The organism is Vreelandella maris, from assembly GCF_013371085.1.
GTDB classification, from domain to species: Bacteria; Pseudomonadota; Gammaproteobacteria; order Pseudomonadales; family Halomonadaceae; genus Vreelandella; species Vreelandella maris.
The window spans coordinates 24,909-45,282 of the sequence record NZ_JABWCV010000004.1; the positions used below are offsets into that span (position 1 = coordinate 24,909).

At 55.7% G+C, this 20,374-nt stretch carries 18 protein-coding genes; 13 read left to right on the forward strand and 5 right to left on the reverse strand.

Translation table 11 applies throughout. From position 1 onward, the window contains the following. Window positions 1–5: 5 nt before the first annotated feature. Window positions 6–2,900 carry an insulinase family protein gene (locus tag HUO07_RS04020; RefSeq protein ID WP_176302484.1) on the reverse strand — a complete coding sequence of 965 codons (2,895 nt, stop codon included), beginning with the start codon at window positions 2,898–2,900 and terminating at the stop codon, window positions 6–8. An 8-nt stretch (window positions 2,901–2,908) separates the two neighbouring features. Then, window positions 2,909–3,586 (reverse strand): SOS response-associated peptidase, encoded by a 678-nt coding sequence (locus tag HUO07_RS04025; RefSeq protein WP_176302485.1) that lies wholly within the window; start codon window positions 3,584–3,586, stop codon window positions 2,909–2,911. Between the two features lie 191 nt (window positions 3,587–3,777). Here HUO07_RS04025 and HUO07_RS04030 point away from each other — a divergent pair, with 191 nt between their 5' ends. Both HUO07_RS04030 and HUO07_RS04035 read left to right on the forward strand, forming a co-directional pair. Beyond that, complete coding sequence (locus HUO07_RS04030) at window positions 3,778–4,392, forward strand: TetR/AcrR family transcriptional regulator (protein ID WP_101147675.1); 615 nt, start codon at window positions 3,778–3,780, stop codon at window positions 4,390–4,392. Further along, window positions 4,389–5,054, forward strand: coding sequence for a 1-acyl-sn-glycerol-3-phosphate acyltransferase (locus tag HUO07_RS04035; protein WP_176302486.1), 666 nt, complete (start codon window positions 4,389–4,391; stop codon window positions 5,052–5,054). Before HUO07_RS04030 ends, HUO07_RS04035 begins: the two co-directional genes overlap by 4 nt. A gap of 23 nt (window positions 5,055–5,077) precedes the next feature. Here the strand turns inward: HUO07_RS04035 and HUO07_RS04040 are convergent, their stop codons facing one another. Both HUO07_RS04040 and HUO07_RS04045 read right to left on the reverse strand, forming a co-directional pair. Beyond that, entirely contained in the window at window positions 5,078–6,352 is a 1,275-nt protein-coding gene (locus HUO07_RS04040; RefSeq protein WP_176302487.1) for an HlyC/CorC family transporter, read from the reverse strand. Between the two features lie 104 nt (window positions 6,353–6,456). Beyond that, entirely contained in the window at window positions 6,457–7,254 is a 798-nt protein-coding gene (locus HUO07_RS04045; protein ID WP_176302488.1) for a cytochrome C assembly family protein, read from the reverse strand. Window positions 7,255–7,500: 246 nt separating this feature from the next. Between HUO07_RS04045 and ffh the strand changes: the two genes are divergently transcribed. From ffh to HUO07_RS04100, 11 genes are all read left to right on the forward strand, one after another. Beyond that, complete coding sequence (gene ffh / locus HUO07_RS04050; RefSeq protein WP_071695239.1) at window positions 7,501–8,928, forward strand: signal recognition particle protein; 1,428 nt, start codon at window positions 7,501–7,503, stop codon at window positions 8,926–8,928. A gap of 289 nt (window positions 8,929–9,217) precedes the next feature. Further along, window positions 9,218–9,466: a 30S ribosomal protein S16 gene (rpsP, locus tag HUO07_RS04055; protein ID WP_007111767.1), complete on the forward strand. Its 249-nt coding sequence runs from the start codon at window positions 9,218–9,220 to the stop codon at window positions 9,464–9,466. A 61-nt stretch (window positions 9,467–9,527) separates the two neighbouring features. Further along, on the forward strand, window positions 9,528–10,073 hold the full coding sequence (rimM, locus tag HUO07_RS04060) for a ribosome maturation factor RimM (protein ID WP_176302489.1): 546 nt from the start codon (window positions 9,528–9,530) through the stop codon (window positions 10,071–10,073). A 101-nt stretch (window positions 10,074–10,174) separates the two neighbouring features. Next, the gene (gene trmD / locus HUO07_RS04065) at window positions 10,175–10,936 is read left to right on the forward strand and encodes a tRNA (guanosine(37)-N1)-methyltransferase TrmD (RefSeq protein WP_176302661.1); all 762 of its coding nucleotides are present in this window, start codon (window positions 10,175–10,177) and stop codon (window positions 10,934–10,936) included. 142 nt (window positions 10,937–11,078) lie between these two features. After that, entirely contained in the window at window positions 11,079–11,435 is a 357-nt protein-coding gene (gene rplS, locus HUO07_RS04070) for a 50S ribosomal protein L19 (RefSeq protein ID WP_027957738.1), read from the forward strand. A 135-nt stretch (window positions 11,436–11,570) separates the two neighbouring features. Further along, window positions 11,571–12,452 (forward strand): site-specific tyrosine recombinase XerD, encoded by an 882-nt coding sequence (xerD, locus tag HUO07_RS04075; RefSeq protein WP_176302490.1) that lies wholly within the window; start codon window positions 11,571–11,573, stop codon window positions 12,450–12,452. Further along, on the forward strand, window positions 12,427–13,206 hold the full coding sequence (locus tag HUO07_RS04080) for a DsbC family protein (RefSeq protein ID WP_176302491.1): 780 nt from the start codon (window positions 12,427–12,429) through the stop codon (window positions 13,204–13,206). Before xerD ends, HUO07_RS04080 begins: the two co-directional genes overlap by 26 nt. A 133-nt stretch (window positions 13,207–13,339) precedes the next feature. Next, entirely contained in the window at window positions 13,340–14,656 is a 1,317-nt protein-coding gene (locus tag HUO07_RS04085; RefSeq protein WP_101147680.1) for a homoserine dehydrogenase, read from the forward strand. Between the two features lie 5 nt (window positions 14,657–14,661). Further along, on the forward strand, window positions 14,662–16,050 hold the full coding sequence (gene thrC, locus HUO07_RS04090; RefSeq protein WP_176302492.1) for a threonine synthase: 1,389 nt from the start codon (window positions 14,662–14,664) through the stop codon (window positions 16,048–16,050). Between the two features lie 22 nt (window positions 16,051–16,072). Beyond that, the gene (locus tag HUO07_RS04095) at window positions 16,073–17,884 is read left to right on the forward strand and encodes a single-stranded-DNA-specific exonuclease RecJ (RefSeq protein ID WP_176302493.1); all 1,812 of its coding nucleotides are present in this window, start codon (window positions 16,073–16,075) and stop codon (window positions 17,882–17,884) included. Window positions 17,885–17,928: 44 nt separating this feature from the next. Beyond that, window positions 17,929–18,558 (forward strand): YitT family protein, encoded by a 630-nt coding sequence (locus tag HUO07_RS04100; protein WP_176302494.1) that lies wholly within the window; start codon window positions 17,929–17,931, stop codon window positions 18,556–18,558. 95 nt (window positions 18,559–18,653) lie between these two features. On the opposite strand, the gene HUO07_RS04105 is transcribed toward HUO07_RS04100, so the two are convergent. Continuing rightward, window positions 18,654–20,366, reverse strand: a complete 1,713-nt coding sequence (locus tag HUO07_RS04105; protein ID WP_176302495.1) for a pentapeptide repeat-containing protein — start codon at window positions 20,364–20,366, stop codon at window positions 18,654–18,656. Window positions 20,367–20,374: the final 8 nt, after the last annotated feature.

The following is a 20,374-nucleotide window of genomic DNA, read 5'->3' on the forward strand; positions in this document are numbered from 1 at the left end:
TACGATTAAGTGTTACGGGGCGGCTTGCTGTTCAGCACGTTGGGCAGTGGTGAGCGGGCCTCCCGATAATCGCTGACATCGCTGGGTTCATCGCCTGGATTAAAACGCACCTCTAGCATGTGTTCGCGTAGCGATGGCCAAAGGGCCTTGATGTCATCAAGGCTAACGTTAAGCACTAAATCCGCCAGTTGGTCGCGGCGGTCAAAGCGCACGTCTTCCAGGGCCGTTGCCTGCCAGTAGCGGTTGGCCATTCCTGATAAGCTCGTGTCGCGCTGGCGCAGCTGGTCGTGAACTGCTTGGCGGTGGGGCGCTAACGCTTCGTCGCTTAACTGATCGAGACGCTGGCCAGCGTCCTCAAGAAACGCATCCATCCGCTCGGCAATCGTATCGCTGTCGGCATCTGGCGATTGCACCACTAACGCAATGCCTGGTGCTTCTAGAAGGGGCGAATAGCGAGCGTTAACGATGTAGCCTAGTTGCTGTTCAGTACGCAGCTGCTGGTAGAACGGCGTATCCAGCCACTGAGCAATCACGCTGGTCGTTGCTTGCTCTTCAGGGGTTTGGTCACGAGCTTGCAGGTAGCGCAGCACCAACGATTCATCTCGCGAGCTATGAGGGTGTAGCACGGTGTGCTCTTCATTTACCGCCAGTGGGGTTAGGTTGGGTATCTCCTCGCGGGTTAAACGTGGGCGTAGCTCAGCGCGTATCAGCTCTGCTTGTTCCCGAGCCAGCTCGGCATCAAGATTGCCGACTGCCATGGCATCGACATAGAGGTCATCCAGAAAACGTTGGCGAAAATCCTCTAGGTGGTGACGGTCAAAGCGTTCGCTGGCGGCGAGCAGTTCAGCAGTGGACCACTGCGGTGTGAGCAAGGCTTCGCCCAGTGTTCGGCTGGCTTGTCCATACAGCGATGACTGAGGGGCATTGCGCCATTCACGCTGCAGCTGGTAACGCACACGCTCAAAAGCGCCGTCGTCAATCTCTGCATTTTTAAGCTGCTCAATCGCCTGTTCGATCAGGGGCGTTTGCCCATCCCGCCAGCCTGAGAATGAGAGCGTCATGCCACGGGAGTGCGGGTAAGCGCTAAACGATTGGCCTGCCAGCCACGCCGGGTAGAGAGATTCATTCAGGCTATCGTTAAGCCAGCTGGCGAGCAGCCGGGTAAGTACCGCTTCGTGGGCGGAGTAGCTGGCGGTTGGATTTTGCAGGCTGACACGCCACTCGACGCTGGGGGTATTAAAGCGCGCAGCCTGCATGTGCCAGGCGGTAAACGATGGCGTATCGATTAGCAGGCTAGGGTGATCATCCTGGCCTTCCAGCAAGGTTAAATCATTGGCGATAAAGGGGTTGGGGCCGGGCAGTGCTAAGCCGCTTAAGGCTTGACCCGGCTGGTCGGGTGCTTGCTCGCGCCACTCAGTGTTAAACCAGGGGGATACAGTATCGCTCTCTACGTCCGGCGCTGAGTAGAAGCGCAGCATATTATCCGCCGTTAGTGCGTCCAGGTACTCTTGTTGACGCTCGACATCAGGGCCATCCATGCGGTAAGCCGCGTACTGCACATCTTCTACCGGGTAGCGCGATAGGTTCATGGAGAGGCGCGTCGCTTCCTGCTGAGGTGCGCCATGCTGCTGGAAACGGAACCCCTGCTCGTTAAGATCTGCCTGCTCCTCGTAGCGCCACTCGGCGAGACCGTCGTTACGCAGTTGCTCAATGGCCGCCAACAGGGTGGCTTCAATATCGTCCAGGCGCTCGGCGCCCGCCGGGGTCAGGCTGATGGAAACAGTGAACAGTGCCTCGTTTCCGTCGCCCCGGCCAACGCCAGCGGAAAGACCGTCGGCAAGCCCTGCATCGCGCAGTACCGCCAGCAAGCTGCCATCGCCTTCATCGCCGAGTAAGTGGGCGATCAGTTGTGTTGGCTTTGTACGGTAGTCGTCGGTGGGGTCGGGCACTGGGAAGTAGAAGCGTAGCTGGCGTCGGTTTTGCAGCGATTGGCGTTCGATATAGCGGGGCAGGGTATCTGCCTCCACTAATGGCGCTTCTATGGTCGGCACACTCAAGTCGTTGTCGGGAATAGCGGCAAAGCGTTCAACGACCCACTCTTCCAGCTGATCCAGTGGTTGGGGCGCGACAATGGCCAGATTCATGACATTGGCGTCGTAATGCCGGTGATAAAAGTCAATCACTCGCTCGCGCAGAGGTGTTTCGCCCTCAGGTGGGCTGGCTAATGTCTCGCGGCTACCGACGGCAAAGCCGGTGGTGGGATTATCAGGATTGAGTAGCTGATTGAGGACATCGTTTTCACGCCGCGATTCGTCACGGATCCGCGCCATATACTCCGAGTGAACAATATTGCGCTCGCTTTCCAGGTGGTCCGCATTGAACAGCGGTGAAAGGAAAAACTCGCTGAAGCGGTCAAGCGCGCCCTGCAGTGCCGATGGCTCAATATCAAAGAAGTAGTTGGTGTCCTGCTGCGCGGTAAAGGCGTTATGAGAACCGGCGTTATTGGAGATGTAGCGCTGGTAGCCGTCGGATTCTGGATACGGTTCGGTGCCTAAAAACAGCATATGCTCCAGAAAGTGTGCCAAGCCCTGAAGATCATCAGGGTCTTGCGCGCTGCCCACACGGACGTTCATTGACGCTGCTGCTTTATCTGCCTCGGGGTCGCTGACCAATAGCACATTGAGACCATTTTCAAGCGTCAATACGCGGTAGTCGCGGCTGTCATAAGGACTGGTGATCGGGGTGACTGTTTCTTTAACAGCGTCCACTGCGTTCGTGACGGCAACGGCCTCAGTGTCGGCGGCTAACGCAAGCGGCGCTACCCATAGGCTTATGATGACACCGAGCAGTGCACGCTGAGGCAGGTGATGCCAGTGCTTGAAACAAGGGGATTGCAACATTACAGCTCCTAAGACACAGCCCAGCGCAGCATCGACCCGGTGGGGTGGGCACAAGCCGATGACTGATAGGCGGGATTATTGACATATTTAGATACCGGAAAAGCGCCCAACAGTTCCAAAGGGGCGGGCGCTAGTAGTGAATTAAGCGTTTCAGTATCGGTATCGGGGTTGAGCCAAGTGGATAGCGCATGATTGGGAATGACCACTGGCAGACGATCCGTTAGTGGTGATAGCAGAATATTAGCGGGCACGGTAATTAAGGCAGTGGAATCGGTGAACGCCGTTAAGGTAGTGTGATAGCGGCACCACAAAGCGCCCAGCAGTAGCGGTGCCCGGGACACCTGAGTCACTAAAAAAGGCTGTTTGCTGCGTGGCTGGGTTTTCCATACATAGAAACCGCTCACCGGAATAACGCAGCGGCGTGCGCCGAAAGCATCGCGAAACATCGCCCGAGATTCTAAGGTTTCAGACCGGGCACAGTGGGGGGCGTGATCCAGCACTTCCAGCCAGGGTGGTGTCAGCCCCCAGAAAACCGACGAGAGCCGATACTGGCCCTGCTCAAGGCGAATCGCCGAAATGGGCCGTCGAGGTGCTAGGTTCGGGGATTCAATCAGCGGATCCTGGAGTCCAAGCGATGGCAATAAACGGGTTAGCGGTAAGTTTTGCACATGCAATCGTCCCGTCATGCCTATCTCCTTAAGCAAAATCGTCGTGGAAGTGGTCCTAGATGTGAGGGACTTCGCGCAATTAAGCACGAATTGTAGTGTTTTAGTGTCGAAAACAGTGTTCGATGTAAGGTATCCTATAGTAACCCTTGCTCCCGCTAAAGTGCAGTGAGGCATTCCTCCTCGTTTGCCGTTGACCTTAAGAGATCGCCATGGCCCGTCCTAGACAGCATGCGCCCGATGCCCTCCATTCGCAGGTCATGCACGCTTGTGATGAGTGGTTGGCTGAGCAGCCAGTCCATGGTCTTTCACTGCGTGCCCTGGCCAGGGAAGTCGGCTGCGCCCCCAGCACGCTACTCAAACTATATGGCAGCTTCAATAACTTGTTGCAGCACGTCAATGTGGAAACGCTGGCGCGCTTGCAGCACACCATTACTAGCTTAGTGGATGATGAGCCTGAACCATGGTTACGTTCGCTAGCCCGTGCCTACTGGCTTTTCGCTGAACAAGACTGCTACCGCTGGCAGCTACTTTTCGATTACCCGTTAGCGAAAGAGGGTGAGCTTGATCAGCGTCAGAGCGATTTGATTGAAGCGCTGTTTACACAGGTGGAAGCATCGCTCAAATCCTATCAGCCTGCGTTGGATGACCTTGAGGCGCGTCGATTGGGGCGCACTCTGTGGGGCAGCGTACACGGACTCGTTCAGCTTGGCCTTAATGAGCGCTTGGGCTACTGGCAGGGGCAGCAGTTAAAAGTGGATGAGTTGCTCGACCAGCTGATGAGCACCATTCTGGCTGGCTTACGCCACCGTGAGGCGGCAACGTGACGGGGTGGGTCAATGTGACTCGCCAGGTGCTGCGCTGGCTGATTTTTATCTCCATGCGCCTTTGCTACCGGCTGCAGGTTCATGGGCGCCACCATATTCCCAAACACGGCGCGGCGCTGGTGGTGTGTAACCACGTAAGCTTTATGGATGCCTTGGTGCTCGGCGGTGCTAGCCCTCGGCCACTGCGCTTTGTTATGGATCAGCCGATTTTTGATTCCCCTTGGCTGAAGTGGTGGTTCCAACTGGTGGGCGCAATTCCTATTGAGTCTGAGCGCCGCAGCCCCGGCGCGCTCAGACGCGCCTTGGATGACGTTAGCGCAGCCCTTCGTCAGGGTCAGGTCGTGATGGTATTTCCTGAAGGTCGATTGACCCCCGATGGTGAGATTCACGCTTTTCGCCGTGGCTTGGAGACAATACTGGCGCGGGACGATGTGCCGGTAATCCCAGCTGGATTGGCGGGTCTATGGGGTTCCTGGACGTCTCACCATGGTGGTAAGGCGCTGAAGAAATACCCCAAGCGGTTTCGTGCACCGGTCAGCTTGCACTTTGGCCCACCGCTCAATCGTCTGGATGCTGATGATATGGCGCTGCGGCGGTTTCTTGAGGCAAGAGTAAGAGCGTTAAAAGCGGCGGCTGACCAGGATCTGGCCAACCTCCATTAACTCGCCTGTAACTGAGTAACTGACTAGCGGCGTGGCAGACGTATTTTTTGCCAGCAGCGTGCCGAGGTGATGAGGTTGTCTCGGATCTCTAGAATCTCCATGCGCATATTGTCGATCTGTAGGCACGCAGGGCCTTCCGGAAAAGCTTCAAGGTGTTCAAGGATTAGCCCGTTAAGCGTCTTGGGGCCATCGGTAGGAAGCTGCCAGCCGAGCATCTTATTAATTTCGCGAATATTGGCGGTGCCTTCGATCACATGGCTGCCGTCGTCCTGCTGGTGAATCTCTTCATCTTCAGAGACATCGGTGGTGAACTCACCGACGATCTCTTCGAGAATATCTTCCAGCGTGACCAAGCCCTCAACATCGCCATACTCATCTACCACGATACCAATGCGACGCTTCTGCTTTTGAAAATTGAGCAGCTGGGTATGGAGAGGTGTCGACTCGGGAATAAAATAGGGCTCGCGGGCTTCCTGAACAATGGATGCCTTGGTGACTTCATCCCGAGAGAGAAAGCGTGCCGCATTACGCAAATGCAGCATGCCGATAATATTATTGATGTCGCCTTTATAGACCGGCAGCCGGGTGTGCTGGCTGGTACGAATCTGCGTCAAAATGTCTTCAAGCGTGTCATCCAGGTCGATACCCAAAACCTCATGGCGAGGCACCATAATGTCATTTACGGTGACGTTCTCAAGGTCAAGAATCGACAGCAGCATGGCGCGGTGACGGTAGGGAATCAACGTGCCAGCTTCGTGAACCACCGTGCGCAGTTCATCACGCGTTAGGCTGTCACCGCCGTTATCGACGCTTTTAACGCCCACTAGACGGAGCAGGCCGTTAGACATCACGTTAACCAGCCATACCAGCGGGTAGAGCAGCTTCAGCAGCGGTTCAAGGGCATAGGAAGTCGGGTAAGCAATCCGCTCGGGTTTAATCGCGGCATAGGTCTTCGGCGTCACTTCGGCGAAAATCAAAATCGTGATGGTCAGCAGGGCGGTGGAGATAGCAGGCCCTGATACGTCACCAAAGAAGTGAATGGCAATAATAGTGGCAATCGACGCTGCCAAGTTATTGACGAAGTTATTGCCGATCAGGATAACGCCGATCAGGCGGTCTGGGCGTGTGAGCAGGCGCATGACCCGTTTGGCTCTGCGATCCCCGCTATTGGCCTGATGGCTCAAGCGGTAGCGGTTGATCGACATCATACCGGTTTCAGAGCTGGAGAAAAAAGCAGAAAGCAATATTAGTAAGGCTAGCAGGCCGAACAGTAACCCCAGGGGGAAGTCGTCGCTCAAGTCGAAAAGTCCTTTGTGGCGTATTAGGCTTGATTTGTAGAAGGTAGCGAGTGGTGTGTCAAGACAACCAAAGGCGTGGTGACGCCTAGTTAGCGGTTGAGTAGCTATCGATTGAGTACAACCTCAAGTACGAACTTACTGCCAAAATAGGCCAGTACAAGGAGGCCGCAGCCACCGAGTGTCCAGCGCACGGCACGCATGCCGCGCCAACCAAAGCGATAACGACCAATCAACAGTGTCGTGAAGATTACCCAAGCCAGCAGCGAAAGCACGGTTTTATGCGCCAAGTGCTGGGCAAAAAAGTTATCCAGAAAAATAAGGCCGCTCGCGATGGAGAGCGTTAATAGAATGATGCCCGCCCAGACCAACTCAAAAAGCACGCGCTCCATCGTGGTCAGCGGCGGTAACGACTGCACAATGCCGCGAATATGATGATGGCGTAGCGCCTGGTTTTGCAGGCCAACCAGCACGGCTTGAGCGGCGGCAATGGCCAATACGGCAAATGCCAGGGCAGAACTCACCGCATGTAGCAAAATACCGGGCGTAAGCCCTGTATGGCCGCCTTGATTCGGTAGCCAAGTGGCGGCAATGAGCGCAATACCTGCTAGCGGAAACAGCGCAATGCCCGCATTAAGCACCGGTTTAAACAGGCTGGCGACCAACACAACATTAACTGCCACCGCCATCAGTAGCGTGGCGCTGGTGGTAAAACCGGGCAGAAACCCAGGGGATTGGCCGACTAATATGACCACCACAGGAATATGCAGCAGCAAGCCCAACACGGCGAGCAGGCGCACCATGCCCTGGCGGGGCGGCACGCGCCGGAACAGCGTCATGCCCTGCCAAATGGCAGCGGCAACATAAAAAACAAAAGCAATCGTGGCGAAAGGGAGCGCCTGCATGATGCTATCCGTGCGCCTTGCAGCGCGTTGCTGTGAATAAATAAACGAATTAAGTGTGATTGCGACGAGAATCTATCCAACTACTATAACTAATCCAAGCGGCGTCGCCCAGCAGGGCAAACGTAGGAAAATAGGTATGGCGCTCAATGCATCCCATGGAGACTCTAAGCGTGAGCGCGTATAATCTTTTTACTAATTAGTCCAGGGCGTGCGCGCCGACGGCAGTGACGGAGGCAGAGAGGCCCCATGTTTCAGAATCTAAGCGAGCGTCTTTCCCAGACGTTAAAGTCGATCAAGGGTCAGGCTCGCCTGACTGACGACAATATAAAAGACACCCTGCGCGAAGTGCGCCGCGCACTGCTTGAGGCCGATGTAGCATTGCCGGTCATCAAGGAGTTTATCGAGCGCGTTCGCGAGCGGGCGGTAGGGCAGGAAGTGTCCAAAAGCCTGTCGCCTGGCCAGCAGTTCGTCAAAATCGTCCAGCAAGAGCTGGAAGCGATTATGGGCGAAGCCAACGACGGCTTTGTGCTTAAAGGCTCCCCCGCTGTTGTATTGATGGCCGGTCTACAGGGGGCGGGTAAAACCACCTCTGTGGCCAAGCTGGCCCGCTACCTGCGTGAGCGCGAGAAGAAGAAAGTCTTGGTGGTGTCTGCCGACGTCTATCGCCCGGCGGCTATCGATCAGCTCGAAACCCTGGCAAAAGAAGTCGAGGTGGATTTCTTCCCCTCACGCTCTGACCAACAGCCGGTAGCGATTGCCGAAGCGGCCATCAAACACGCCAAAATCCAGTTTCACGATGTCGTGCTGATCGATACCGCCGGTCGTCTGGCGATTGATGAAGCCATGATGGCGGAGATTCAGGCACTGCATAAAGCGGTCTCGCCTCAGGAAACGCTGTTTGTCGTTGACGCCATGACCGGCCAGGACGCCGCCAATACGGCTAAAGCGTTCAGTGAGGCGCTACCCTTAACCGGTGTCATTTTGACCAAGGCGGACGGTGATGCCCGCGGCGGTGCGGCGCTGTCGGTACGCCACATTACCGGCAAACCGATCAAGTTTATGGGTGTCGGTGAAAAAGTCGATGCCCTAGAGCCTTTCCACCCAGATCGGGTTGCCTCACGCATCCTGGGGATGGGCGACATGCTGTCGCTGATCGAGGAAGCCGAGCGCACCGTCGATAAGTCCAAAGCCGAGAAGTTGGCCAAAAAGGTCAAGAAGGGTGATGGCTTTGACCTGGAAGATTTTCGCGACCAGCTCCAGCAGCTCAAGAAGATGGGCGGTATGGGTGGCCTGATGGGCAAATTGCCGGGTATGGGGCAGATGGCTGAGATGGCTCAAGGCCCAGGTCCTGAGAAAGAGCTCGGCAAATTAGAAGCGCTGATCAACTCCATGACGCCCAAAGAGCGCCGCAAGCCGGATATTATCAATGGCTCGCGCAAGCGCCGTATTGCCTCGGGTGCCGGTCTGCAAGTGCCTGATCTTAATCGTCTGCTTAAGCAGCATAAGCAGATGCAGAAGATGATGAAGAAAGCGGGCCAGAAGGGCGGCATGCAGAAAATGATGCGCGGCATGTCCGGCATGATGGGCGGCGGTGGCCCAGGCGGACCCGGAGGTATGGGTGGGCCCGGCGGCATGGGCGGTATGGGTGGCCCAGGCGGATTGCCGCGGCGTTAAAACACTAACAGTAACGTGCTGATGCGCTTGGTGAGGTTGACGGCCTGTGAGTTTTCTGGCTGTCAGGCTTTCCAAGCCGAGCGCATTTGCGTAGAATGCGGCCTCTTCATGCGTGGGTGTTGCCTAAAATACGTTAAAAACGTAGCGGTAACAGTCTCAGTGAAGGCCTTAATGGTACTAAGCATGCCTTATGTGGGCTTAGCGCCAAGAAAACAGCACGAAGAGTGTTCCGATAGCGGTTTGCGCTAACAACATACTCTCGTAACCTCAACCGAAGGATAGTTATCGTATGGTTACCATTCGTTTGGCCCGTGGTGGCGCCAAGAAGCGTCCCTTTTACCACCTGACCGTTACTGACTCTCGTAACGCCCGCGACGGTCGTTTCATCGAGCGTATCGGCTTCTTCAACCCGGTTGCCCGTGGCCAGGAAGAGCGTCTGCGCGTTGACCTAGATCGCGTTGTTCACTGGCAGAGCCAAGGCGCCCAGTTGTCTGGTCGTGTTGCTGAGCTGGTTAAAGAAGCACGCAAACAGGCTTAAGCCTGCATTGTGGGTTCTGTAGTGTGATATTAGATGAATGCTGGGTTAGCTGAGGTCGTCAATGACGCGTTTTGAAATAAGCCAAACTGACGACACGCATGTGGTGCTAGGCAAGCTGACTAGCCCTTATGGGGTGAAAGGTTGGCTCAAGGTGTACTCCTACACTAGCCCGATGGACAGCATTCTCGAATACCCGGAATGGTGGGTGCGCCAAGGCGAAACCCTTAAGCGCATAAACATTGTTCAGGGACGTCGACAGGGCAAGGGAATTGTAGTGCAGCTTGAAGGGGTCGATGACCGTAGTGCGGCGGAAGTATTAGCCCAAACGGACATTCTGATGCCCAAAGAAACACTACCTAAGCTTTCTGACGGCGAATACTATTGGCATGAGCTTGAAGGCATGACGGTCTTCACTCAGGCCGGCGAGCGGTTAGGGCGGGTAAGCTACCTGTTTGAAACCGGCGCCAACGATGTCATGGTGGTTCGCGGCGATTCAGACGCAATCGACAAGCGCGAGCGACTGCTGCCATTTTTGCCAGATGATGTCATTGTTGAAATCAGTTCCCAAGAGGGCCGCATGGTCGTCGATTGGGATCCTGAGTTTTGACCAAACTTATGAACAGTTTGAGTAATGATGCATCTTCCGACTCAACTGAGTTGGATAGTGGCAACGCTCCGGCAACGGAGAGTGAAGCAGTAGCGCCTGCAATGTGGATTGGTGTGGTGTCGTTGTTTCCCGAAATGTTCGACGCGTTAACGCAACAGGGCGTGGTCGGGCGAGCGGTAGAGAAACAGCGTATCGCACTGGAGTTTTGGAACCCGCGGGATTACGCCACTGACCGCCATCGTAGCGTAGATGACCGCCCTTATGGCGGTGGTCCAGGGATGTTGATGAAAGTCGATACTCTGCGCGCAGCGATCTTTGCGGCTCGTGAGCGGGCGCAACTAGCCACCGGTTTAGTGCCGACGGTGATCTATCTATCGCCTCAAGGGCGAAAGCTGGATCAGCAGGGCGTTCAAGCACTGGCTTCCGCCGGGCCTTTAGTGGTCGTGGCAGGTCGCTATGAAGGCATTGATGAACGCGTGGTGGAGAGTGACATTGATGAAGAGTGGTCGATTGGTGACTATGTACTGAGCGGCGGTGAGCTGCCGGCGATGGTGCTGATCGATGCAGCGGCAAGGCTGATACCCGGCGTGCTGGGCCATCAGGATTCCGCTGTCGAAGACTCGTTTAATGACGGTCTGCTAGACTGCCCGCACTATACCCGTCCGGAAATAATTGACGGGCGCCAAGTGCCAGATGTGCTGTTAAGCGGTAATCATGCAGCTATCAAGCGTTGGCGATTAAAGCAGTCGCTAGGCCGGACATGGCAACGCCGTCCAGACCTATTGGAAGGGCGAACGTTAGATGCCGAACAGCGCAAGCTGTTAAATGAGTTTATCGAGGAACACGCTCTGTCCACTAATTAGGCCAGAGCGGCGGTGCAGGGCGAAAAAGCGCACCTGTGTCACCCATAACGACTCCCGCGTAGCTCGTTTCGAGCGCCGGGATCACGGCTTCCGCCACCCATGATTGAGCGGTCAAGCCAACACGTTATTCAGGAGTATGATGATGAGCAGCAAAAGCAAAGTGATCCAGGCGATCGAATCTGAGCAAATGGGCAAGGAAATTCCTCCCTTTGCCCCCGGCGACACTATTGTCGTTCAGGTAAAAGTAAAAGAAGGCACCCGCGAGCGTCTGCAGGCGTTTGAAGGTGTGGTCATCGGTAAGCGTAACCGTGGCCTGAACTCCGCGTTCACCGTGCGTAAAATTTCTCACGGCGTTGGTGTTGAGCGTACCTTCCAGACTTACAGCCCGCTGGTTGACTCGATTGAAGTCAAACGTCGTGGTGATGTGCGTCAAGCCAAGCTTTACTACCTGCGCGAGCGCAGCGGTCGTTCTGCACGTATCAAGGAAAAGCTGGCTTAAACGCCACTGTTCCGTGGGCGTACGCTGTGCTTCTATAGGCGTGGCGCCCAGATACCAAGACCCCGTCACCGCTTTGCGGGGCGGGGTTTTGTTTATACAGCTGCTTGATAACAAACAGCCGGAGACTGCTGCCGTATGAGCGTGATTGATGCTTTTCTGGATGCCCTATGGCTCGAGCAGGGCGCCAGCGATCATACGCTAGCTGCCTATCGGCGTGATTTAACCGCGTGGCAACGTCATTTGGAGAGCCATGGCGAAGCGCTGCTGGCGCCACCACCGGAACGGATTAGCGAATGGTTTGCCAGCCGCCGGGAACAGGGCTACCAACTGCGTAGCAATGCTCGGCTATTATCAACGCTGCGAAGCTTCTATCGTTGGGGGCGTTTAAACAACCAGGTGGCGAGCGACCCGCTCACTGATATCAAGCTGCCGCGCGTCATTCCCGGCTTGCCTAATACGTTGGAAGAAGACGAAGTAGAGCGCCTGCTGATGGCGCCGGATACGGAGACGCCTTTAGGCGTGCGCGATCGTGCCATGTTGGAGTTGCTTTACGCCTGTGGCCTGCGGGTCTCAGAACTGGTGGGGCTGACCGGCGATGCCGTCAACCTTCGCCAAAACGTGGTGCGGGTGCGCGGTAAGGGTGATAAAGACCGCCTGGTGCCCATGGGTGAAGAGGCCGCGGATTGGATTGCGCACTACATGGAGACCGCGCGATTGGCGTTGATGAGTGACCCAACGCGCCCAGCGCTGTTCCCAGGCCGGGGCGATAAAGCCATGACTCGGCAAACGTTTTGGCATCGTATTAAGGTACATGCCATCACAGCAGGGATTACCCGGCCACTGTCGCCGCACACACTTCGCCATGCATTTGCGACCCATTTATTGAATCATGGGGCCAATTTGCGGGTCGTACAGCTGCTGCTGGGTCATAGCGATTTATCGACGACCCAAATTTATACCCATGTGGCCCAAGCGCGCTTGGAAAGCCTACATGCAGAACATCACCCACGAGGTTGAATTGATGATGCGTCAACGCCGTTTTTTAGTATTTCCGTTATTAATAGCGGGTAGTCTATTACCTGTTGCCGCTCAGGCTGATGCGATAACAGACCGCCTTTCAGAATCCCTTAGCGTTAATGGTCAGGCGATGCCGGTGGAAACGGTGACGGAGACGCCCATGAGTGGCGTTTACCATGTGCGGCTGGAGAGCGGCGAATCCTTCTACTCCAATGCGGACGGTAGCCACTTTCTTGTCGGCGATCTGTATGAAAATGCCGATGACGGTTTGGTGAATTTGACCGAACAAGAGCAGAATCAAGAGCGTGCTGATGCGTTAGCAGCCGTGCCGGAAAGCGAGCGAGTGATTTTCCGCGGAGCTGATGAGCCGAAGGCAACTGTCACGGTGTTTACCGACCCCACATGCCCTTACTGTGCCCGCTTACACGAAACGATTCCCGACCTAAATGAGCGCGGTATCGCCGTTCATTATCTGGCGTTTCCTCGTGCGGGCATGGGGAGCCAAGCCGCCAACACGCTGAAGCAGGTGTGGTGCTCAGATAATCGCAGCGAAGCGATGACTCAAGCCAAAGAAGGCGAGGCTATTTCCAGCGCGGCAGACTGCGACAATCCGGTAGCTGGCCAATATGAGCTGGGTAAAGCCCTGGGCGTGCAGGGGACACCGGCGATTATTTTGCCCGATGGGCAGTTGGTCCCTGGATTTGTGCCACCCGAGCGGCTCACCGCCATGTTAGGCTTGGATGACGAGGAGTAGTGCCGCAACGATTAGACGGCATACAACGCTGAGATACTGTCTTAACGCGTGTGGTTAAGAGCTTATAAAACCGCTTTTAAGACTAAATTTAAGACCAGCACCACCAGGTGCACGACACGAAAGGGGAAGTATTTTGAAACCGGTAAGAGTAGGTATTTGTGGTTTAGGCACTGTCGGTGGCGGCACCTTTAACGTATTGACCCGCAACGCTGACGATATTGCGCGTCGTGCTGGCCGTCCTATTGTGATTGAGCAGGTTGCTCACCGCAGTATTCATCCTGACTGCGATATTACCGGCATCAATGCCACCTCTGATGTGTTTGAAGTTGCCACCAACCCCAATGTCGATGTTCTGGTGGAGCTCATTGGCGGTTACGATATCGCTCGCGAACTGGTGCTGACGGCGATCGCCAACGGCAAGCACGTGGTCACCGCCAACAAAGCGCTGATTGCCGTGCACGGTAACGAAATCTTCAAGGCTGCCCACGAAAAGGGCGTTATCGTGGCATTTGAAGCCGCGGTCGCGGGTGGTATTCCGGTGATTAAGTCGTTGCGCGAAGGCTTGGGTGCCAACCGTATCGAATGGGTAGCGGGCATTATCAACGGCACTGGCAACTATATTCTTACCCATATGCGCGACGAAGGCCGTGCCTTTGAAGACGTGCTCGCAGAAGCCCAAGCGTTGGGCTACGCCGAATCCGATCCCACTTTTGATGTGGAAGGTATCGACGCCGCGCACAAGCTGACGATTTTGGCCTCGATTGCTTACGGCGTGCCGCTGCAGTTTGAGAAAGCCTTTACCGAAGGCATTTCGCGGATTACCGCGGAAGATGTCGAGCAGGCCGATAACCTTGGCTATGTGATCAAGCATCTGGGGATCTCCAAACGCACCGACCAAGGCCTGGAGCTGCGCGTGCACCCCACGCTGATTCCTAAAGAGCGCCTACTGGCCAATGTGCATGGTGTGAAAAACGCCATTGCGATCATGGGCGACGCAGTTGGCCCGACGCTCTATTACGGTGCTGGTGCGGGCGCAGAGCCGACTGCTTCAGCGGTCGTGGCCGATCTGCTCGATGTAGCGCGGGATATCTCTACCGATCACCACTACCGCGTGCCTTACCTGGCGTTCAGCGGCATTGACGAAGATGTCAGCCAGCTACCCATCATGCCGATGGAAGACATTACCACCGCCTATTACCTGCGCCTGCTGGCGGTAGATCGCCCCGGTGTGCTGGCGCGAGTGGCAACGATTCTGGCCGAGCAGGGCATCTCTATCGAAGCGCTGATTCAGAAAGAAGCGACCGAGGGTGAATTAGTGCCGATCATTCTGCTGACCCACCGCACCAAAGAGAAGCAGATGAACGAAGCGATTCGTGAAATTGAGTCGATGGCCGATATCGCCGGGCCGCTAACACGCATTCGCGTGGAAAGCCTGGACGAAGGGGAGTAGCCCAGATGCGCTATATCAGCACGCGTGGGCAGGCGCCCGCGCTCTCTTTTGAAGAAGTAGTGCTTACCGGCATGGCCAGCGACGGCGGCCTCTATGTGCCGGAAACACTGCCTGAATTCTCCCGCGAAGAGCTCGTCGAGATGGCCGGGCTCTCCTATGCGGAGATCGCCTTCCGGGTGATGAAGCCGTTTGTGAACGGTGAAATCGACGATGCCACGTTCCACAGCATTGTGACCGAAGCCTACGCGACGTTTAATCACGATGCGGTCGTGCCGCTTAAGCAGCTAGATGCCAACCACTTCCTGCTTGAGCAGTTTCATGGCCCGACGCTGGCGTTCAAAGATGTGGCGCTACAGTTGCTCGGTCGCTTGCTGGATCACTTCCTGAAAAAGCGCGGCGAGCGCGCAGTGATCATGGGCGCGACCTCAGGCGATACCGGCTCCGCGGCGATTGAGGGCTGCCGCCACTGCGACAACCTGGATATCTTTATTCTGCACCCGCACAACCGGGTCTCAGAAGTTCAGCGTCGTCAAATGACCTCGGTACTGGCCAATAACGTCTTCAATATTGCCATCGGAGGGAATTTCGACGACGCCCAGGCAATGGTCAAGGCAAGCTTTGCCGATCAAACGTTCCTGAACGGTACGCGCCTGGTGGCGGTCAACTCGATCAACTGGGCGCGCATCATGGCTCAGATCGTTTACTACATCGCCTCAGGCGTCGCGCTAGGCGCGCCGCATCGTGAAGTGAGCTTCTGCGTACCGTCCGCCAACTTTGGCAACGTGTTTGCGGGCTATATGGCCTACAAAATGGGCCTGCCGGTGAAGCAGTTCATCATCGCCACCAACGCCAACGATATTCTGCACCGCACCCTGGCCGCCAACGACTTCTCCAAAAAAGAGCTGGCGGCGACGCTGGCGCCTTCCATGGATATCGTGGTGTCGTCTAACTTCGAGCGGCTGCTGTTTGATGCTTACGACCGCGACGGTATGGCCGTGGCAGCCCTGCTTGAGCGCTTCCAGCAGGAGCCCTCTGCTCTGGCCGATGCGCCGCTGGCCAAGCTGCGCGAGAAGTTCTCAAGCTATAGCGTGGACGATGCAACGATTCTGGAAGTGATTCGTGACGCTCATAAGCGCACCGGTGAGATGCTCGATCCGCATACCGCGACCGGTTATATTGCCGCTGAGCGCGCCCGGGCTGATCAGTCAACGCCGGTGATTACCCTGGCGACTGCGCATCCGGCCAAGTTTGCCGAAGCCGTGGTGAAAGCGGGCTTCTTAGGCGTGCCGCTGCCGCCGCATATGGAAGACCTGCTAGAGCGCGAAGAGCGTTACACCGTGCTGCCAGCAGAGCTTGCCGCTGTGCAGCAGTATGTTGCGGAAAACCGGCGTTGAATGCCCGTTCGTTGAGACAGCAATGACCTCAGTGACCGATTTACCCCAAAGCGCGCTGTCGTCTAGCAAGAGCGAACCGCGTTTAGAGCCTCGTCCTGTGGACGAGGCGCTTTATGCCCGTGCCCAAGCCGAAGGCTTAAGCGAACTGCAGGCACGGCTGCTGGCGTCCCGTTTGCCCGGCTACAGCGGCGAGCTGTTGCCGTTAATCTCGCCTAGCCTGCGCTATCTAGCGCATCCCGAGAAGCTTGCGGACGGTAAGCGCGCCGCCGAACGTATTGCTCAGGCGGTGGCAGAGGGCGAAGCGATAGGTATTCTTACCGACTACGATGTGGACGGCATTACCTCCCATGTGGTGATCCGACGCACGCTGGTGGAGCTGTTTGGGGTGCCGGAAGGCAAGCTGCACAGTCTAATCGGCCATCGTATTCACGACGGCTATGGGATTAGCCTACCGCTGGTAGAGCGCACCCTTGCGCAAAAGCCGTTTCCAACTCTGGTGATTACCGCCGACTGTGGCAGCTCCGATGAGCCACGGATCGCGCGCCTAAAAGCGGCGGGTATCGATGTGGTGGTCAGCGACCACCATGCGCTGCCTATCGAGGGGCCACCATCTTCTGCTTATGCCTGCGTAAATCCGACCCGCTCGGACTGTGACTACCCTGACAAAACCATCGCTGGCTGTATGGTGGCGTGGCTGTTGATGTCACTGGCGCGCGGTGTGCTGATTGAGTGGGGAGCGCTGTCAGAGTCGACGCCCAAACTGTCGCCCTGGCTCTCCTATGTAGCTTTGGGCACTGTGGCTGACTGTGTGTCATTGGGTGGCAGTCCGGCCAACCGCGCGGTGGTCAACCAAGGGTTAAAGCTGATCAATCGGATGGATGCGGCGTGCTGGCGCGCCATGGCCACGCGGCTAGGTGCCGACAGCGTGCCGTTTAACGCCGAGACGTTAGCGTTTCAGATGGGGCCGCGCATCAACGCCCGCTCGCGGCTGGACGATCCCTACGCGGCGCTGCACTTTATGCTGGCCGAGAACGATGGTGTCGCCAATCGTCAGCTCGACGTGCTGGATCAGGATAACCAGTCCCGCAAAGCGATTGAGGCCGATATGGCTGCCGAGGCGCGTACCTTGGCGGCGAGCGCCCTGAGTGCCGACGAGCCCGCCGTGGTGGTGCTGCTGGAAGACGGGCACCCCGGCGTACAGGGTATCGTCGCCTCACGGTTGGTGCAGGCCTACGGTCGCCCGGCGCTGGTGCTAACCCAAGCGTCGGCACCGGGCATGCTAACCGGCTCTGGCCGCTCGATTGACGGGCTGCACCTGCGCGATGCCCTTCAGCGTACCTTTGAGCTTGCGCCCCAGGCGTTACCACGCTTTGGTGGTCATAGTGGCGCGGCAGGGGTGGGCGTGCCACGGGATCAGCTTGAGGCCTTTAAAACGGCTTTCTTGCAGGCAGTGGGCGAGCAGTTAGAGGGACGAACGCTCTATCCGCGCCTTTGGACGGATGGTGAACTCTCCACGGCGCAGCTTTCGCTGACGACATTAACGGAGATCGAAACACTCGGCCCCTACGGGCGTGAATTCGACCCACCGCTGTTTGAAGGCCGCTTTATTGTTGAGGCGCTGCGCCCGGTGGGAGCTGATGGCGCGCACCTGATGCTAGAGCTTTCCACTGGCCCCGTGACCTGCAAAGCGATTTGGTTTCGTGCGTTAACACCGGGGGAGCTGCCAGGGTTTAACGTGGGTGATACGCTGCACTGTGCCTATAAGCTCAATCGCAATCGTTGGCGTGGCCGTGAGACGCTGCAGTTAATGATTGAGCACGCTAGCGCTATCTAAACTAATCACTTGATAACCTCAACAGCCTAAGTAAGGACGCTCCCATGCGTGTTGAAGATTTACCCAAGGATCAACATCGTCCCTATGAAGATGTGATGGCGATGCTGCTGGGCACGTTCTTTGTCGCGCTAGGGGTGACCTTTTACACCCATGCGGTGCTATTGACCGGCAGTACGGCAGGCTTGGCGCTGCTGCTCAGCTATATGACCAGCAGTGTTACCGGTTGGGGCTTTGGGGTGTACTTTTTTGCTATCAATCTGCCATTTTATTATTTGGCAGTTAGACGCATGGGCTGGAGTTTTACCCTGCGCACTTTTGCTGCCATCGGCTTGGTCTCGCTGTTTTCGGAGCTAACCCAAGGCTGGGTGCAGTTTGCCAGTGTGCCCTCAATCTACGCTGCGTTAATGGGCGGCGCACTAATGGGCATCGGTATGCTGATGCTGTTTCGCCACCGCACGAGCCTAGGCGGCATTAATATCCTCGCGCTCTACCTGCAGGATAAACACGGCTTTCGTGCAGGTTACGTTCAACTGGCGATAGATGGCGTTATCCTGCTGATTGCGCTGACCCAACTACCGCTGGATCGCGTGGGTTATTCAGTGCTAGGGGCGCTGACGCTCAACCTGATTATTGCCCTGAACCATAAGCCAGGGCGCTATATTGGGGTGAGCTGATAGGTTTTGCGCTTGAGTGGGCCGCTCCCGAAGCGAGTTATGAGCTAAAAAATTAATAGGGTTAGGGGATCAATAGCTCTAATTTCGAGGGCTAGCTATTTCAATCGGAATCGGTTTCGCAGCCCAAGGCCAAGAAAAAATAACAGCACCACGCCCGAAACGGTCTGCATTCCTGCCAGTAATGAGAGCCACGGGCCAAGCTCTGCTATGACTTCTTGAAAATATAGCCGGTTAAGACCTAGAAACGCAAAGAGGTTTGCGAAAGACAAACCGAACGATCCAAGCACCGACATATCAGCAAGCGCAGGCAGCTCCGAATTGGCTGCGATGATCTTTTCGGCATTGCGTTGCAGGTAAAGATAGCGAAAAAGGTAGGCAAAACCAGATATCAGCCAAATGAGAACCAGCCCCACTGCTGGCCGCAACACGGAAATCCCGCTGCCGGCCAACCAGCGATACCCCTTGAATACCCATTTATCAAGGCCTTGAGCAAGTGTCTCTTTGCAGCGCATTTCTTGGCGCAGGAAAAAGTGTTCAAGGTCGGGGTTATGGTTATCTGCCGCAATTTGGCGAAGCCGCGTATAGGCTTGCTTACCTGCTTTTGCGCTGTCGGAAGTGATCTTGGGCCAGTGCTTGGGGGTATCACTGAAAGTCGTGTCCTGATGCATTTCGCGCTGATAGTATTTTGGTACCTGAGTTTTGAAAGTGGCTCCGTCGAATGATGTAAAGGCTTTAAAAGCACCGTCTGAGAAATCGGCAAGCCCAGTGAAGTCCGCTCGTTCGAAAAAAGCATCCCTGGTGAAATGCGCTTCTGGAAAAAAGACATCTCCTGTGAAATGCGTATCTGGGAACATGGCATGTTCGGCAAAATGCACTTCTTGGAAACCTGCACCATCGGTGAAATGCGTTTTTAGGAAGAGAGCATTCCCGGCGAAATGCGACTTCAAGAAACTGGTATGCGCAGAGAAAAGTACCTTATCAAAATCGGCATCCTTGGCGAAATGCGTCGATTGGAAATTGGTCTCTCCAGCGAAATGGCTATCTTGGAAATTAGCGACCTCGCCGAAATGTACCCGCTCGAAGCCAGCGCCCCCTTTGAAAAGAGTTTCTTGAAAATCTATAGGCCTGACAAAACTTGCTCCTGTGAAATCTGCTGTTCCCACGAAATGGCTCTCTTGGAACAAAGCATGTCCTACGAAATGCGCTTCTTTGAACTCGGCAAGCTCACCGAAATATACCTTTATAAAATTAGCGCGCCCGGCAAAATTGGCATCTGGGAAAAATGCTCCCTCGGAGAAATGTGTCTCTTGAAAATTGGCAGAATAGGAGAAATGTGCTTTGTCGAAATCAGCAAACCCAGCAAAATGCACATGTTCAAATAAAGCAGGACTAGAAAAATAAAACTGCTCGAATGAAATATCGTGAGTGAGGTTAACGAGCTGGAGATCAGCAGCGTGATCGGGGTTTGGTAACGTTTCGTGAATGGCTTTTTTAGGAAAGTTAGTTTTGAAACGAGCCCGGATTTGCTGCATTTCCTCGTCGCTTAATGGGGCGAGTTCCTCCTCGGGCATGCTCATTTGGAGTGCAAGAGCCTTGCGTTCATCTGCACTCATGTTCTGACACATCCAGCCATTCCAGAATCGACGATTCTTGGCGGAATGCTCCCCAGTCACTGTTGCCAGTACATACCACGGATTTTGGTTTGCTGGGGTCAGTTTTACACCGTCATTACGCAGCGCGCTGCCATCATCAAAGGTTTCGACAAGCGCGCCAGGTGGCATATCCGGATTTTTCAGTGCGTCGCTCATGCGGCAAA